Source organism: Candidatus Poribacteria bacterium (assembly GCA_021295755.1).
GTDB lineage: Bacteria > Poribacteria > WGA-4E > WGA-4E > PCPOR2b > PCPOR2b.
The window spans coordinates 1-15,006 of the sequence record JAGWBT010000116.1 but is presented as its reverse complement, the minus strand read 5'-3'; the positions used below and the strand labels follow the sequence as shown (position 1 = coordinate 15,006).

15 protein-coding genes are annotated in these 15,006 nt (G+C 49.4%); all 15 read right to left on the bottom strand.

Annotated elements, in window-relative coordinates:
- A partial coding sequence (locus tag J4G02_16360) for a helix-turn-helix domain-containing protein (protein ID MCE2396132.1) occupies positions 1-367 on the bottom strand: 367 nt, incomplete at its 3' end.
- A gap of 283 nt (positions 368-650) precedes the next feature.
- Positions 651-3,110 (bottom strand): N-acetylmuramoyl-L-alanine amidase, encoded by a 2,460-nt coding sequence (locus J4G02_16355; GenBank protein ID MCE2396131.1) that lies wholly within the window; start codon positions 3,108-3,110, stop codon positions 651-653.
- A 66-nt stretch (positions 3,111-3,176) separates the two neighbouring features.
- Positions 3,177-3,704: a hypothetical protein gene (locus J4G02_16350; protein ID MCE2396130.1), complete on the bottom strand. Its 528-nt coding sequence runs from the start codon at positions 3,702-3,704 to the stop codon at positions 3,177-3,179.
- Between the two features lie 141 nt (positions 3,705-3,845).
- A complete protein-coding gene (locus J4G02_16345; protein MCE2396129.1) occupies positions 3,846-4,025 on the bottom strand; it encodes a hypothetical protein in 180 nt (59 codons plus the stop codon).
- Positions 4,026-4,098: 73 nt separating this feature from the next.
- A complete protein-coding gene (locus tag J4G02_16340; GenBank protein MCE2396128.1) occupies positions 4,099-4,806 on the bottom strand; it encodes a hypothetical protein in 708 nt (235 codons plus the stop codon).
- Between the two features lie 262 nt (positions 4,807-5,068).
- Positions 5,069-6,673 carry a prolyl oligopeptidase family serine peptidase gene (locus J4G02_16335; GenBank protein MCE2396127.1) on the bottom strand — a complete coding sequence of 535 codons (1,605 nt, stop codon included), beginning with the start codon at positions 6,671-6,673 and terminating at the stop codon, positions 5,069-5,071.
- An 86-nt stretch (positions 6,674-6,759) separates the two neighbouring features.
- Positions 6,760-7,167 carry a F0F1 ATP synthase subunit epsilon gene (locus J4G02_16330; protein MCE2396126.1) on the bottom strand — a complete coding sequence of 136 codons (408 nt, stop codon included), beginning with the start codon at positions 7,165-7,167 and terminating at the stop codon, positions 6,760-6,762.
- A gap of 2 nt (positions 7,168-7,169) precedes the next feature.
- A complete protein-coding gene (locus tag J4G02_16325) occupies positions 7,170-8,579 on the bottom strand; it encodes a F0F1 ATP synthase subunit beta (GenBank protein MCE2396125.1) in 1,410 nt (469 codons plus the stop codon).
- Between the two features lie 121 nt (positions 8,580-8,700).
- Positions 8,701-9,699, bottom strand: a complete 999-nt coding sequence (locus J4G02_16320; GenBank protein MCE2396124.1) for a hypothetical protein — start codon at positions 9,697-9,699, stop codon at positions 8,701-8,703.
- On the bottom strand, positions 9,684-10,433 hold the full coding sequence (locus tag J4G02_16315; protein ID MCE2396123.1) for a thiamine pyrophosphate-binding protein: 750 nt from the start codon (positions 10,431-10,433) through the stop codon (positions 9,684-9,686). Before J4G02_16315 ends, J4G02_16320 begins: the two co-directional genes overlap by 16 nt.
- A gap of 51 nt (positions 10,434-10,484) precedes the next feature.
- Positions 10,485-11,327 carry a hypothetical protein gene (locus tag J4G02_16310; GenBank protein MCE2396122.1) on the bottom strand — a complete coding sequence of 281 codons (843 nt, stop codon included), beginning with the start codon at positions 11,325-11,327 and terminating at the stop codon, positions 10,485-10,487.
- 100 nt (positions 11,328-11,427) lie between these two features.
- Positions 11,428-11,901, bottom strand: coding sequence for a DUF1992 domain-containing protein (locus tag J4G02_16305; GenBank protein MCE2396121.1), 474 nt, complete (start codon positions 11,899-11,901; stop codon positions 11,428-11,430).
- A 36-nt stretch (positions 11,902-11,937) separates the two neighbouring features.
- A complete protein-coding gene (locus J4G02_16300; protein ID MCE2396120.1) occupies positions 11,938-12,336 on the bottom strand; it encodes a cupin domain-containing protein in 399 nt (132 codons plus the stop codon).
- A gap of 48 nt (positions 12,337-12,384) precedes the next feature.
- Positions 12,385-13,251, bottom strand: coding sequence for an ATP synthase F1 subunit gamma (atpG, locus tag J4G02_16295; GenBank protein MCE2396119.1), 867 nt, complete (start codon positions 13,249-13,251; stop codon positions 12,385-12,387).
- A 106-nt stretch (positions 13,252-13,357) separates the two neighbouring features.
- Positions 13,358-14,884 (bottom strand): F0F1 ATP synthase subunit alpha, encoded by a 1,527-nt coding sequence (gene atpA, locus J4G02_16290; GenBank protein MCE2396118.1) that lies wholly within the window; start codon positions 14,882-14,884, stop codon positions 13,358-13,360.
- Positions 14,885-15,006 lie beyond the last annotated feature (122 nt).

Here is a 15,006-nt window from a genome sequence, read left to right as displayed (position 1 = left end):
GTCCTTCGATAATAGTTGTGCCTCTGCCTGCGTCTGCTTGGAAACGCTGTCCTTTAGAACGCTTCTTGAACTTGGGAAACTTGCTTTGCCCTGATTTCCATTTTCTGACCGCATTTTGGAAGTTAAAGTAAATCGCATTATGAGCAGCACGTTGATTGAGTGCTTTGCACCACTTGTATTGCTCATGCTTGACAGAATTAAAACGTTTGACAAGCTCTATATGATTGTGCCACTCGCCGTTATCTAATCCCTCCTTAAAATCTGCAAGGACGTGGTTATAGGCAACACGGGCATAACCACAGTGTTGAGCGAATTGGGTCGCTTGGACGTTATTGGGATCTAAAGCAATTTTATGGGTTTTTAACATGGGATTGTCTTTCCGTCTTTCGATTCCTGTTACAGAGGATGTGGGAGACACCGCCATGCGACGGTGTGCAACTCTCCCACCGAAAGACGAAACAAGTGTGGCACATTTTACCGTGAAAATCAACTAAAACTACGCCTTTTGACCCAACCCTAAAGCATTGGGATTGTTTCCAATATTTTCATGGCAATCCCCATCTTATCATGCTCCGGCGAATCCTGCAATCAGGAAAGGATGTTGCAGACCGTAATTCCGTTTTGCCTGATTTATTGTTTCGCCGACTCTTTTATTTTCTTATTTCTACCGATACCGAGCCTGAATCCGGAAAATCCAATTCAATTGTCTGATGAGCATACCCTGCTGCCTCAACCACGATACGATACCGGCGTGCGTGAACCCCGTGGAAAGTGGCTTTTCCAGCTCGATTTGTTACTAACGGAAAGGTACTATCTAACGCAACCCTTGCACCAGCCACCGGTTGCTGTGAAGTCGCATCAACGATCCGAATTTCAAGTTCCTTTTGAGGTAAGACTTCACCTGTTGCGCCGGAGTTGAATTCTTCGTCAGACAATTGAGCGTTTTTCAGAAATTTCCACGTTCCCAGAAAAATTGCGTACGCCTCCTGTGTGATCAGAGCAGGAGAGTCCACAAGTTCAGGGAGATGTGGATGATTGATAGAACGGATCTCAAGCGCAAGTGCTATTTTGTTAGTTGACCGAATCTCCGGCGATTCTTCATCGCCATACGTTTCAATCGGTGTCTGAAAAAGTGCCATGTTAAATCCATTAAGTATCGCTTTAAGGTAGTCTTCCGCAACCTGATTCCCCGGATAACCTGTAGCGATTACCGATGGTTCGCCTTTAACCCAGGCACCGTGATCGATCCGGAGGTAGTATCCGTCATGTTTAACGGCGTTGATTATCTTGACCCGTTTCGAGACGGGGATTTTCTCATCTTTTTCTCGGATAAGGTGAACGCTGGCTCCAGCAAGTTCCAGCATCCCCTTCAGTGCTTTTGACACGGCGAGATTCAGATCTGCGGGCGCAACAGAATTGGTGATAGGTGTTCCTCGTTCTGAACCGCCGTAGCGGGCATCGAGGACAAAGGCTTTCCCAATAAGTGTACCGTCTGCAATCGGATGTAGTTGGGGATGGAGGACCTGTGCACTGTTTGAGGGCGCGTTGGTCTCCAGTCGAAGGCCGTAGTAGCCAGCTTTTGAAACGTTAAGAGTTGCGTCCCCCGGCAAAACGTTATCGAAAAAGAAGTGGCCATCTGGGTTAGTCGTTGTTGCTCTGTTCTTTTTTCTCATTAACTGTACGGCTGCATCTGAGATGGTGTTTCCAAAAACATCGTGCACGCTGCCCTGAACAATCCCGCCACGAATTTTCTCAAAATGGATCGTGATGGTTTCTGACCTGTTTTTGTATGCAACCTTCACCTGTGCACGACCCGGCTGTGGCTGTGTTGCGTCCGTGTGTAGGTAAAATCGTGCCTCTCCATTCTGTGAGAGGCTTTCAGTCTCAGCAAGCCGCCCAATTGATGTCTGAGCGTAAATCGGTTCGTCATCTGCAATTGATAGACCATTTTTGTCCAGAGCAGTGGCAGTAATACCGACATAGCTCGCGCCATCAGGGGGAAGGGTTTTCGTCCATGCGCGAAGTTTCAACTTTGCGGCGGGTGGGGCAACTTTGAACCACTGTCCGCCCGGCAGGCTGTGATTCCCGTAGTAATTGACGAGATTGGTTTCGACAATATGTACGCCGTTGGAAAGCGGCTTCGGCGGGGTAATTACAATGAGATCCTTGGCGCGGAGATACTGGTGGGGAACAATGACTCCATCAAGTTTGACGCGGATGGAATCGGAAAAGACCTGTTGCCTTTTGAGCATCCACGCACCGCGCTCATGCAAGCCATCCTCTACGCGAATCTCAATGCGCGGTTTCTTTGTTTCAACGGACGATTCTGGCAATGGGGTCAGCAAAACACCCTTCGGAAATCCCGCTGCAACGTAACGCGCAATCCCGATAAAATAGCCGTAAGCCTCACGCTTGTTATATGACTCCTTTTTCAAACGTTGTTCTTCTTCGGGGCTGGAATAAAACGATGCTTCAACCAAAATTGCAGGACGCTTCGTCAGACGTAGGACGCCGAATCCGGACGGTATTACCAATCGATCCGAATAAAGCCCTGTTGGCGTAAATTGTGGCATGCGCAGCGCATCAGCGACACTCTGCTGTACATACCGGGCGAGATCTAAACTGGCCCGGGACTCATCTGCGTCCTGATGATACCATGTGGAGGTATAATTGGTTTCGGGGTCACTGAACCAATTATGATGGAGGGAAATGAAAAAATCGACAGCGTTCTCGTTGGCGATTTCACTCCGATCCGGGAGGCTAACGAAGGAATCATCAGTGCGTGTCATAAAAACGATCGCGCCTGCCTCCTTCAGGAATTCGCGCAGATACAGTGCCACGTGTAGGTTCACCTCTGCCTCACGAAGTCCAGTTGGTCCGCGCTTGTAATTCAGCAGGTGAGCCTGTCCACCGTGTCCTGGATCTAAACAAATTTTGATTCCCTCAAGGTAACGGGCATAAGGCGGAATCCCGAAGTTGGCTTGAGGGAGTTTGCGCCATTCATTGGGTTCCTTAGGTTCGTTGAGTGCGTCGGGTTTTTCATGTTTTTCGCCGCAGCCAGTCAATACAATTAATGCAATGCAGATGAGGGAGAGGAGAGGTTTTTTCACGCGTGTCATTCCGTTGTAACCTCGCAGGGAAAACGTAGCACCTCTCAAATCTCATAGATCTGACGACTAAGAATCTTTTTGTAGTGCTTTCTGGTAGAGTGCGGTTCCGTAAAACTCATAGGAAGCTGCTGTATCTGGAACATCAACTACATGGACCGTGAACCGAGCGGGCACACCGTTTTCCGGTAGGTAGTCACGGAAAAAGTTACTATATGCTTGAGCATAGGCTTTACGTAGGCGTTCCTGTTCTGCTGCGTAACCCGCCGGATCGACAATCGGATTTGGCGCTTTGGGTTGACAACCGAAGGCATGAACCTCAATGAAATCTACATCTTTCAGGGAATCGCAAATACCCGCTTCTTGCAACCAAGATTCCCAACTTTTGAATACCAGTGGGATCTCCTGCTCTGGATCCATCGAAACTAGTTCATCAAGGTTCAGAACTCCCTTTGCCGAATATCCTCCCGTTAGACCCGAAAAATAAATTTGCAGATCCCCATCTGGCAACGTCTCAGTGACCAAAGCGGACAACACCGGGTGATCGCCTTGGTAATAATAGGTCAATTTCCCACGTTTTTTGACATTAAATGCCATTCTATATCCCTCCGCTAAATATAAATATTAAAAAAGCATCGAGGAGGTGCACTCGATGCTTGAGTATATGTAAGTGCTGAAATAGATCTTTAACTTCAAAAGGTTACGTTCTTAAAAAGCCAGTATGGCGTGCGAACACGATTAACGTTTCTCTATGGTTCTGCCTATGAAGAAGATTAAGATTCCTACCACGAGGGAAGCTACCTCTACGCCCATAGCACCACCTTCACTCAAGCCGTAGGGGTTGATACACCCAACATATAACCCCGCCCCCAGAAGCGACATTCCTATCAATTCTAATACTTTACCGACGATAAACACTGTGAGCTCCGCGCACTTGAGTCTTGAGGCATCGGTGTTAATTGCCTAACTACATTGGGCTGTTGCACGATGATTAATAAAGTTGTTTGATGCGCCCCCATTGTACCGCTTTTTGGTTCGCATTTAGCTTGATATTCGCAGTAAATACCAGATCAGCAAGGGCATCTTCCGGTTCGCTTTGGCCGGTGGGACCCCAGCGAAATTTGTGGTTCAGGCGATCATCATCTACATCGTAGTAGTAAATCCCAAAACTGATGGTATCCTCTTTCCTCGGTGTCTGCATCAAGTCAAAACTCAATTCTACGGATTGCCCTCCATTTCCCCAATTAACCAACAGTCCTTGGTTGCCAGCGACCATAATATCTTCTCCAACGGGAAGTGTGTAACGATATAGATCGCTCTGCTGTCCCGAATGTCCTGTATCTATATAAATCTCTACGCGATCTTGCAGGTTAATTTTTTCGTGAGCCGTTTCAATTTGGTCATCGGTCAGTTCGATGGCTATGTAGAGAGAGGCGTTGCGCCATACAGCAGCAAAGGTAGCTTTGAAATCACTAAAGTCTCCCCAAAGCCGATCCCCTTTGACATCATGATCTAGGGGAGCAGATATAGCATCGTCCCATGCTGGGTCGTCAAGAAAGCCATCAACCACAGGAGCAACCTCTACCAGTTTTGCTTTATATCTGAACTCGGCACCGGTCTGCGGATCTATAATGCGTGCGGAGCTATAACTGGCTGCAACCAATATAATGAGTGTGCAAAAGAATAGCTTTTTCACCATCTGGCTTGCCTGCGTTAGATAAAAAGTTAAACGTTTAAGTTCAGTTAGGCTAATTGGTAGTATACTAGCTAGTGTATTGAGTGTCAAGAAAAAATGACTTTCTTGGTTAGTGTAGAGGTATGGCGACAACTTTCTATAGATTTGTGATTAATTTCATTTGACCTTGTTAGTAGCGTACCAAGTTGGCTCTCAGAAAGTTCAATCGTGGCTGATTGTTGCGATAGTGTAGACTGCTCTGGCAGAAACCTTCAAGAATCTACCATTATTGGGATTGCCAATCATTCCCCCAAAATCCCCAGTCAAGGAGTTGTCCTCCGGAATAGACAATGTAATCGGGCAGGAGTTGCATATCAAGGTGGCTTCCCCAGCATATTGCATCTGGTGTGACTCCGGTGTGAACTGCGACATAGCGTTCCGGGTTTGAAGGATGAGGAAATACGGCGAAAACCGCTGTCCCATCCGCTGTGTACGATTTATCGGAGAGGTGGATTGTCTTGCTCTCAAAGGCAATCGGCAGCTTACCTTCAAATTGTGATAGGATGGCGTTAGAATCATAAGCGCCATATAGGAGGAGGTTGTTTGTTTGCAGAAGATCTTCGGTGAGTTCAACGTCAGGGATGACAGGGAGTTGGACAGCATTATCCCCCATGATGCCGCCACGATGCACCCCTCCGTTTCTGCTGCGATAGTATCCGACCACGTCCTCGGCAATCCATTTGTTAAAAAACGTCTCCTCTTCTGTCCCAATTGTGCCGGGGACAAGGATAAGCCCATCGAAAAAGAGATTACTGATGGGACCCGATGCCCGGTGACGCTTCTCAGTGGAGAGATCAAAATTGCCATGCGCCCAAACGCCTTGACGATCTCGTTGAAACTGTTTCTGGTGACTGAAGTTCATTAGTTCAAACCTTTGGTCATCAATTGTTACATCGACAGGTTCGTTCTTCTGAATTGGTCCAAGCGAGAAGGTGCGAATATTCTCAGTATGGACGACGAGGTGGCTGTCCTTGATGAAACGCGCATTAACCGCTCCTCGCTCACCGTAGTATGACAGTTGATCTATCGTGACCCAATATGATTGGTTATGGCGTAGATTATAGGTTGCCAGTGGAACGCTATTCACGGATCGCTGCTTCCGCTGCTTCAGCAGCCAAAGAATTACCTCTTTCCATATATCGGGAAGGCGACACCCATGGCCCGTTTTAGGGATCTCTGTATATTTATGTGTATAACCCTGTTCTTCCATAAGCTGCGCCATTTGACGGGAATGCTCAACCGGGACACCGCCGCCAACGCCCCGATCCCATTCACCGTGGATTATCCAAACAGGCGTATGAGAGAGATTTTCGATGAGAAACGCAGCAGATCTAGCGCTCCAAGAGGGTATTTCCCATTCGTGCATGTGGAACGTGAGCCCTCCCGGTTTTTCCCACAGTCGATAGTCGCAATAGCCACAAAACGGCGCGGCACCCGCGAAAAGATCTGGATAGTGTGAGATGAGATACCACGTTGCAGCCCCACCCATCGAACTGCCCGTGATTGTGATACGGTCTCGGTCAATGGCGTAGTTTGAGGCGACATGTTCGATGGCTTCTAGGACATCGATTTCGCCGTAGTTCTGATAAACGGAACCGGAGCCTCGTCCCGTTGGCCTAAGGACGATACACGATTGATTGTGTGCCGCAGCAATCCCTGCGATCTGTTCAGTCAACTCGACTGCGCCGGGTAGATTTCCCAATGCGCCAGGGCTGACCTCCACAATTAAGGGCTTCGGTTCATCACTTGTATCAGTTGCACATACCACATAGGGGTGTAACTTGCCATCAACCTTGGATCGAAAATACTGGAGTTGACCAACTGGCATCATCTGTTCCTTTCCCAAAGCAAAAAAGGGGAAACAACAGATTTGACTGCTGTTTCCCCTTTCATTAATCAAATATTGATTACCGAAAACTACTGTTGTCCCGCCACCCGTAATCGATTTGCAGCGCGAGCGAATGCCGCTTCTGCTCGCTCGCGGTTAATATTTAGATCGCGTGAAGCAAGGAGTTCCTGTGCGCGTTGACGCGCAGCTTCTGCACGTTCGACATCAATTTCATACGCCCACTCGGCGGTATCTGCCAACACAGTGACGCCGGTGCGTAATACCTCAAAGACACCTCCACTGGTTGCGATGAATTGGGGCGTGTCAGCTTCACGGATGCGAATTTCGCCAATGTCAAGCACAGTCAGAAAAGGGAGGTGCCCGGCAAGGATCTCAAACGATCCCAGTTCGCCGGGGGCTCTCACGCTAGTAACATCGCCCTCATAAATCAACTGTTCGGGTGTTCGAATTTCGAGATATAATCTTTTTTCAAGCATAATTAATCTGCTGCTTCTTGTAATTCTTCGGATTTCGCCTGCTCAAATGCTTCGTCAATCGTACCGATGTAAGCCAGTGCTTGTTCAGGAATCTCGTCGCAATCGCCTCTGAGAATTGCCTGACACCCCTCAACGGTATCCTCAATCCTGACATATTTACCCGGTTTGCCAGTAAAGCGTTGCGCGACAAACATCGGCTGTGTTAGATACTTCTCTATCTTTCTTGCCCGTGAAACTGTCAGTCTCTGCTCATCTGAGAGCTCGTCCACGCCTAAAATTGCGATAATGTCCTTCAAACTCTCGTAATCCTGAAGTACCGCTTTCACTTGACCGGTCGTGTCATAGTGTTCCTGACCGATGACGTCCGGGTTCAAAATACGGGAGGTAGAGGTCAATGGATCGACGGCGGGGAAGCGTCCCATCTGCTGGATTGACCGTTCAAGGCGTGTCACAGCGTCGAGGTGTCCAAAAACGGCGACAACGGCTGGGTCTGTGTAGTCGTCAGCTGGAACATAGACGGCTTGGAACGAGGTAATCGAGCCGTGTTGTGTTGATGTAATTCGCTCTTGTAACTCTCCCATCTCCGTCGCCAACGTTGGCTGGTATCCCACCGCGGAGGGCATACGTCCCAAAAGCGCGGAAACCTCGCCACCTGCGAGGGTAAAACGGAAAACATTGTCAATAAAAATCAACACATCCTGCCCACCCTCATCGCGGAAGTATTCCGCCATAGAGAGTCCAGCAAGTCCAACGCGCAACCGGGCACCCGGCGGTTCATTCATCTGTCCAAAAACCATGGCGGTCTTGTCGATTACGCCGTACTCGTCCATCTCCAACCAAAACTGATTCCCTTCGCGGGTCCGTTCTCCGATTCCGCAGAAAACGGAATATCCGCCGTGTTGGGTGGCGATATTATAGATCAGTTCAGCGACTAACACTGTTTTTCCGACACCCGCACCACCGAGGAAGCCGACCTTTCCACCTCTTGCGACCGGTTGAATCAGGTCAATCACCTTGATTCCGGTTTCCAACATCTCCGAGACGGTGCTCAATTCATCCGGGGGCGGTGGATGGCGATGAATGGGATACCGTTGTGTGGTGTCTACCTCGCCTGCTTCATCGATCGGCTGTCCAGTAACGTCGAAAACACGACCGAGCACGGCGTCGCCCACAGGCACCGAGATCGGCTCACCACTATCGATAGCGCGTGTGCCGCGTACTAGCCCGTCAGTTGTGTCCATCGCAATGGCGCGGACTCGGTTTTCGCCTAGGTGTTGTTGGACTTCCAGTGCTAACGTTGTACCATCCTCACGCTGGACTTCGATTGCGTTGAGAATATCGGGCAACTTCCCTTCCGAAAAATCGAGGTCAACGCGTGCGCCGACGATTTCTAAAACTTTGCCTTCATTCATGATTGATCTCTCTTTCCATTAATTATTTTATATTACCAATCCCATTGGTAGAAGTTCTTTTATAAGTCTTTTTACGATGTACCCTTACATGATTGACTTCCATTATATAGTTAGTTAGCCACTAAGCCGCACGACCTTGAGTTTTCGATATAATATCCGCAAGCCGGAATTGTGCTGCGGCACGTCCGCCCTCTGGTAGGCCAAGTGGCAAGCGAATATTCAAAAGGAATGGGCGGTTTTGCCTTTCAACCACGTTCAACCCATGTTCAATTGCCGCAGCAAGACGAGACTCCTCTTGGACGTGCATCCCCTCTATACCGACCCCCTCCGCGAGTTTCACGGGGTCAATTCCGTCTAGAACGACTCCAGCATATTCTCCGGTCTCCTTCATTACCCCATCCACGCTTCCGAAGGAGGAAGCAACCGCGCCATAGGATTGGTTGTTGGGAATAATGTAGAGGACCGGTACGCCATGATGTGCTGCGGTCCACAAACCTGACTCCGCGTACAACAGCGAACCGTCACCGACCAACCCAACAACCGGCTTTTCAGGGGCTGCGAGTTTCAAGCCGACCGCTCCACCAACCCCGTAGCCCTCAGACCCACCGGCAGCCCGGATATATCTGTTCCTGCCAGCGTCTGCTCCGTCTACGGTGTCTGATGAAAACGTATATCCGCCGACGGTGTCCCAAGGGACCGCATATTGTTCGAGCATTACCAACCCACCGCCACGACGCTCTAGGGCAGTGTCGAGCGTCTCTGCAACTATCCATGATCGGATCTGATTTGGTTGGGTCTCAGTCCTCCACACCTCGTTTATTCGCTGTACGTGAAGCGCGGCGGCTTGTTCAATTACCCAAGCACGTCGCCCGTCAAAGTGGTTCGGGGTTGAATGGCTCGACGCCAATTCAAGAAGCCGCTCAAAGGTCCGGCACTCATCCGCCAGAATCGCCATAGACAGATACGGGATATTTTTGATATGCTCAATATCGGATCCAATGGCGATAACCTGCCGCGCTTTAGAAAATACATCGAAATCTCCCGGCCTGCCGCCGCCCCTATGATGTATACCGATACAAACGATCAGGTCGGGTTGAAGGACATCTACCACCTGATCCAACCGATGCTTCTTTCCCAAGTCCCGACGGGGACGTAGCTGCTGACACAGGGAACGCCAAAGTGTTCAGCGACCGCGATAATTGGGGCTTCTGCACCACTTTTCCAGACACCATCCCCAATATAAAACAGCGGGGACTTCGCGTCGTGCAAGGCAGATTCAATCTTCTCGACATCGCTATCTGATGGATAACCCGCGTGGAGGTCTGGGATACCAAGTGCCCGATCATACACAGCGAGATGGACGGGCCCCACCGGCGGCGTTTTGGCGACCAGTAACGCACGGTGAATGGCTTGCGGCAGCCCTTCGGGTTCGATCGCGGTCCAGTTTTGCTTTGTAAAAGGCGTAGCGATGGATGTCGGTCCGAAGTTGTGATCGAGATCGAGTTCAATCCGATCCGCGAAACTACCGGTGTCGCCTGCAAAGCTGATGACGACGACGGGTAAACCGCCGGACCAAATATTGATTAGCTGCCCTAAACATTGGGCAAGTCCCGCAGCGAGATGGACCACCATGACCGCCGGATCAAGATTTGCTTGTGTGTAACCACCCGCTTGCGCCGCAACGGTTCCCTCATGGAGTGCCAAAATGCCGTGTATATCTGGGTGAACATGCAGTGCGTCAAAAAAGCGTGCCTCACGTGAGCCGGAATTATAAAACAGATACTTCACATCCAGTGCTGCAAGTTGCTCGACCATAACCTGAGACGGATTCGCTGTGTCACTTTCTTTGTTCAATAGTAAAAAACTTGGTTTCTGTTCCTTGCTTTACTGTGCTAATCTCAGTGATTATTCGTTGACGTAATCCGGACGTTGCTCAAACAAAAGTTGAGCAACGCGAGTTGCTCGGTTCGGGAGTTCAGTGTTAACAGCCCTCACCGCCTCCTGTACTAGGTACGTATTGGCTTCTTCGAGGCTATCGAACTCAAACTCAACGAACCTATGCGGAGATGCACCGTGAAGGTTGTCGTAAGATGCTATCCGTTTGACCTCTTCGGGTGCTTCCAGCGACGGTGCAACAGAGGCAATCCACTCTAGATACGCGTCTTTTCCGCCAAGGGGGTAGTCAACTAAGTAAACGAGTTTAACCGTCCGGCTAGGATTTTCGTTTTTTGAATAATCAGCAGAGCGTTGGGCAAATACGTGCGTACTTACCTCACTACTGTGATCTGGAAGTGCTTCAAAAACCGCAGCAACATCGGGACGACTCAGATATGTCGCCGCATCCACATAGCTATCAAATTCAAACTCAACGAGTCGATGCGGATTCTCACCACGGGCATTATCGTAAGATACTACCCGATTGACCTCTTCGGGTGCTAGTAGTGTCGGGGCAACAGCCGCGATCCATGCAAGATAGTCGGCTTTCCTACCGACCGGATAGTTGACTAACCACACCAACTTCACTGGAACCGCTTCCATATCCTCCATGTCGGTGTCCGTAGATGACATCATGTCCATCATATCAGCCACCCCAGTATCTGTAGATGACATCATGTCCATCGCATCGGTCATCCCAGTATCCGGGGATGGCATCATCTCCATCATCATATCTGTGCCAATTTCACAACCGACTAGAGCAACTAGCGCTATTAAAACAACTAGAAGCATACTTCCTAATTTGAACTGCATCAGTTAGTCTCCTTTGATGTAAAGTAGATTAACGGTGAGATGTAAGCCTTTGGCTCACATAATTCTTTGGGTTTTACGGTTTCATCATAGTAAAGTAAAATTAAAGTCCGGGACACTGCATGTGAAAATAGGTGGTTGCTGCATCAAGGTTATGCAGTGGATATTGTTTATCGCGCAGCGGCATCATGAGGTTCCACTGCTGGATTTTCCGATTGAGTTGTTGTAACTGAACAGTGTAGGCTTCCAATGCCCGTGTGCGTTCAAGTTCAAAAACCGATCGAATCGCATCGCGTTTTAACGGTTGCGCTCGGAGTTGTGCTTCCAAACGGCTCCGCCGTCCTTTGAGATTCTCGATTAATTTTTCGGTGTTCTCAGTTTCGGCGCGAATTTCTTTATCCAATTCAATCCAGCGCGGTGCGAAGCCGTTATCCTTGAGCATCTGATTGACCGTACGAACTGCCGGTGGGACGTAAGGATTATCATCGCGTTGTTGAGGTTTGCCCTTGCCGGGTAGGTCCTTAAAATCGCCCCGCTCCATCGCTTCTTGAATCTGTTTGCTGACGTTGTAAGGCATGTTTGCACCTCCAATAACACCCGCTGCGAACTGCCTCTACTTATCGAAGTGGTAAACTATTTGGTCAAAGCGGTTGCACACGAATGAGAACACAAAGATCAGCGGCTCGGCACCGGTACATCGGACAGCATGTTTGGCGTTGGACGGAATGTAGATTGCTGAACCCGGGCCAATTTCTGATTCGTGATCGTCAATTACCATGTGACCATTGCCGCTGGCGACGTAGTATGTTTCCTCTGGCTCGTGGCGGTGAAGAGGGAGCCGGGTGTCAGGCGGAAACTCCGCTACACCCATTACAAGCCCACTGCTCGGTCCCTTTTCTCCGGTAACCAGGAGCTTCCAGCGGATCGCACTCTTGGCGGCAAGGTCCGCGTCCTCCCAACCTTCCCAAGCGAGTTCTTCTTGATTGATAATGATGGGTTGCTGCACGCTCATAACTCGCTTTCTCCTCCGGCATTGAGGATACTATCCACTTCGCAGATTTTAACCCTCTAGCGCCGCTGCACCGCTCACAATCTCAGAAATCTCTGTGGTAATCTGAGTTTGACGGGCACGGTTACGCTGAAGAATTAAATCATCAATAAGCTCATTGGCGTTGCGCGTCGCATTTTCCATCGCCGCCATCCGCGCCGCTTGCTCTGCGGCGTTGGAATCCAACAAGACCTTCCACATCTGCATGTTCAGGTGTTTTGCCAATACAGACTGAAAAATTGCCTCTTGTTCTGGCTCATATAGGTAATCGAGGAAGAGTTCATCACCGGTTGGCACTTCAGGGGTAAGTGGCAACAATTGCTCGACCAAAACTACTTGTAGAATCGCGGATCTGAAATCGTTATAAATCACTTCTACCCTGTCGACCTGCTTGTCCCTGTATAGATGTTCAAACTCCTCCACAATGTCAACCGCGGTGTCAAATGTCAATTGCCGAAAAATGTTCACATATTCAGCTATAACGTTATAATCGCGCCGCGCAAAATGATCTCGGCTGCGTCTACCAACACAGACGACCATCACTTCCGCTCCCTGTTCTTGGTAGTGTTGTGCCCGTTGGGTTGTTGTTCGGATCACGTTACTGTTAAAACTGCCACACAGTCCACGGTCTGCGGAGACAGATATTAGGCAAACGCGCTTGAGTTCACGCGATTCTAGCAATGGATGAGAGGGATTCTCGATCTGGGCGATCAGGTGTCCTAGAATTGTATTGAACTTTTCGGCGAAAGGACGGGTGGCTAGGATATTTTCCTGTGCCCGGCGTAACCGCGCCGCAGCAACCACTCGCATCGCGTCTGTTACCTGCGCGATGTTTTCAATACTTGCGATACGCCGTCTGATTTCACGTAATGTTGCCATGGTAAACCTCTAGTGAGTAATGAGTAATGCATAAAGAGTCATCCGAAGCAATTCATGTCAATCTAATTCAGGACGAGTCATTGTTTTTAATATTACGCATTACGTATTATTCTTCGGATTTGAACCCATCCTTAAAACTCTGCACGGCGGTTTGGAGTTGTTCAATCAATTCATCACTGAGTTCCCCTGTATCAACAATCGCCTTGAGAATGTCTGCATGGTTTCTTTCCATATATGCCAAGAATTCAGATTCAAACTGTGCCACTTCAGTCGTTTCAAGATCATCTAGGTATCCGTTTGATCCACAGAAAATTGATGCAACCTGTTTTTCAACGGACATCGGTTCGTATTGGGGTTGTTTCAGCAATTCAACGAGTTGCTCTCCACGCCGAAGTTGGGCTTGCGTAGAAGCGTCCAGATCAGATCCAAACTGAGCGAAAGCGGCAACCTCTCGGAAGCTAGCTAGGTCGAGTTTCAGTGTGCCTGCGACTTCATCGGACTTCATCGCTCGTGTCTGGGCGTCTCCACCAACGCGGGACACTGAAGTACCGACATCAATCGCCGGGCGGACGCCTTGGTTAAACAGTTCCGATGTTAAGTAAATCTGCCCATCGGTGATCGAAATCACATTCGTTGGAATATAGGTGGTGAGGTCGCCTTCAAAGATTTCGATAATCGGCAGGGAGGTCAACGAACCGCCGCCTAATTCATCACTAAGTTTTGCGGCACGCTCCAACAAACGGGAGTGCAGATAAAAGACATCGCCCGGATACGCTTCCCGGCCCGGTGGACGCCGTGAAAGCAGCGACATCTGACGATACGCCCACGCATGTTTGGTAAGATCATCGTAAATAACCAGCGCGTGTTGTCCCTTATCGCGGAAGTATTCTCCCATCGAAGTCCCTGTGTAGGGTGCAAGGTATTGGAGCGGAGACGGTTCACTTGCCGGTGCAGAAACGACAACCGTGTAATCCATTGCGCCGTACTGTTCTAGGGTATTCACGACCTGTGCAACCGTTGAACCTTTCTGCCCAACCGCCACATAGATACAGAATACATCGGTATTTTTTTGGTTAATGATGGTATCGATCGGGATAGCCGTTTTACCCGTTTGACGGTCACCAATGATTAGCTCCCGCTGCCCCCGTCCGATTGGCGTCATGCTGTCAATCGCCTTCAAGCCGGTATAAAGTGGTTCGTTCACCGGCTGACGCTGCACAATACCCAATCCCTTCCGTTCAACAGGGAGGGTGTCGTCGGTCTGAATTTCGCCTTTGCCGTCAATTGGTTGTCCAAGAGCGTTTACGACGCGCCCAAGCAGGGCTTCACCGACAGGCACTTCGAGCAATCTGTTCGTCCGCTTGGCGAGGTCTCCCTCATGGATTAACTTATCTTCGCCGAAGAGGACGCAGCCGACATTATCCTCTTCAAGGTTAAATGCCATACCGGCAACGCCGTTGGGAAATTCAATCATTTCACTCGCCATGACGTTGGCAAGTCCGTGGACACGGGCGATCCCGTCGCCAACCTCAAGCACGGTTCCTGAATCGTATACGTCAACTTGCTGGCTATATTGTAGTAATTGTTGTTTTAGAATGTTCGATACTTCGTCGGGTCTGACTTCTCTTGCCATAAGTTATATTCTCCCTTTGGGGCGAGCGCATGTAAATCGCGTAGCAATTTACCTAGCGACCCCCTATCCCCTCGCGAGTAATGTTCTCATTCGTTGAAGCTGTGATGTGATACTTCCATCAA

What these genes read in the sequence shown, in the direction of transcription:
- atpG (MCE2396119.1), bottom strand. Translation starts at nt 13,251, where the DNA reads ATGGCAACATTACGTGAAATCAGACGGCGTATCGCAAGTATTGAAAAC.
- J4G02_16350 (MCE2396130.1), bottom strand. Translation starts at nt 3,704, where the DNA reads ATGGCATTTAATGTCAAAAAACGTGGGAAATTGACCTATTATTACCAA.
- J4G02_16325 (MCE2396125.1), bottom strand. Translation starts at nt 8,579, where the DNA reads ATGAATGAAGGCAAAGTTTTAGAAATCGTCGGCGCACGCGTTGACCTC.
- atpA (MCE2396118.1), bottom strand. Translation starts at nt 14,884, where the DNA reads ATGGCAAGAGAAGTCAGACCCGACGAAGTATCGAACATTCTAAAACAA.
- J4G02_16310 (MCE2396122.1), bottom strand. Translation starts at nt 11,327, where the DNA reads ATGCAGTTCAAATTAGGAAGTATGCTTCTAGTTGTTTTAATAGCGCTA.
- J4G02_16335 (MCE2396127.1), bottom strand. Translation starts at nt 6,673, where the DNA reads ATGATGCCAGTTGGTCAACTCCAGTATTTTCGATCCAAGGTTGATGGC.
- J4G02_16305 (MCE2396121.1), bottom strand. Translation starts at nt 11,901, where the DNA reads ATGCCTTACAACGTCAGCAAACAGATTCAAGAAGCGATGGAGCGGGGC.
- J4G02_16330 (MCE2396126.1), bottom strand. Translation starts at nt 7,167, where the DNA reads ATGCTTGAAAAAAGATTATATCTCGAAATTCGAACACCCGAACAGTTG.
- J4G02_16340 (MCE2396128.1), bottom strand. Translation starts at nt 4,806, where the DNA reads ATGGTGAAAAAGCTATTCTTTTGCACACTCATTATATTGGTTGCAGCC.
- J4G02_16300 (MCE2396120.1), bottom strand. Translation starts at nt 12,336, where the DNA reads ATGAGCGTGCAGCAACCCATCATTATCAATCAAGAAGAACTCGCTTGG.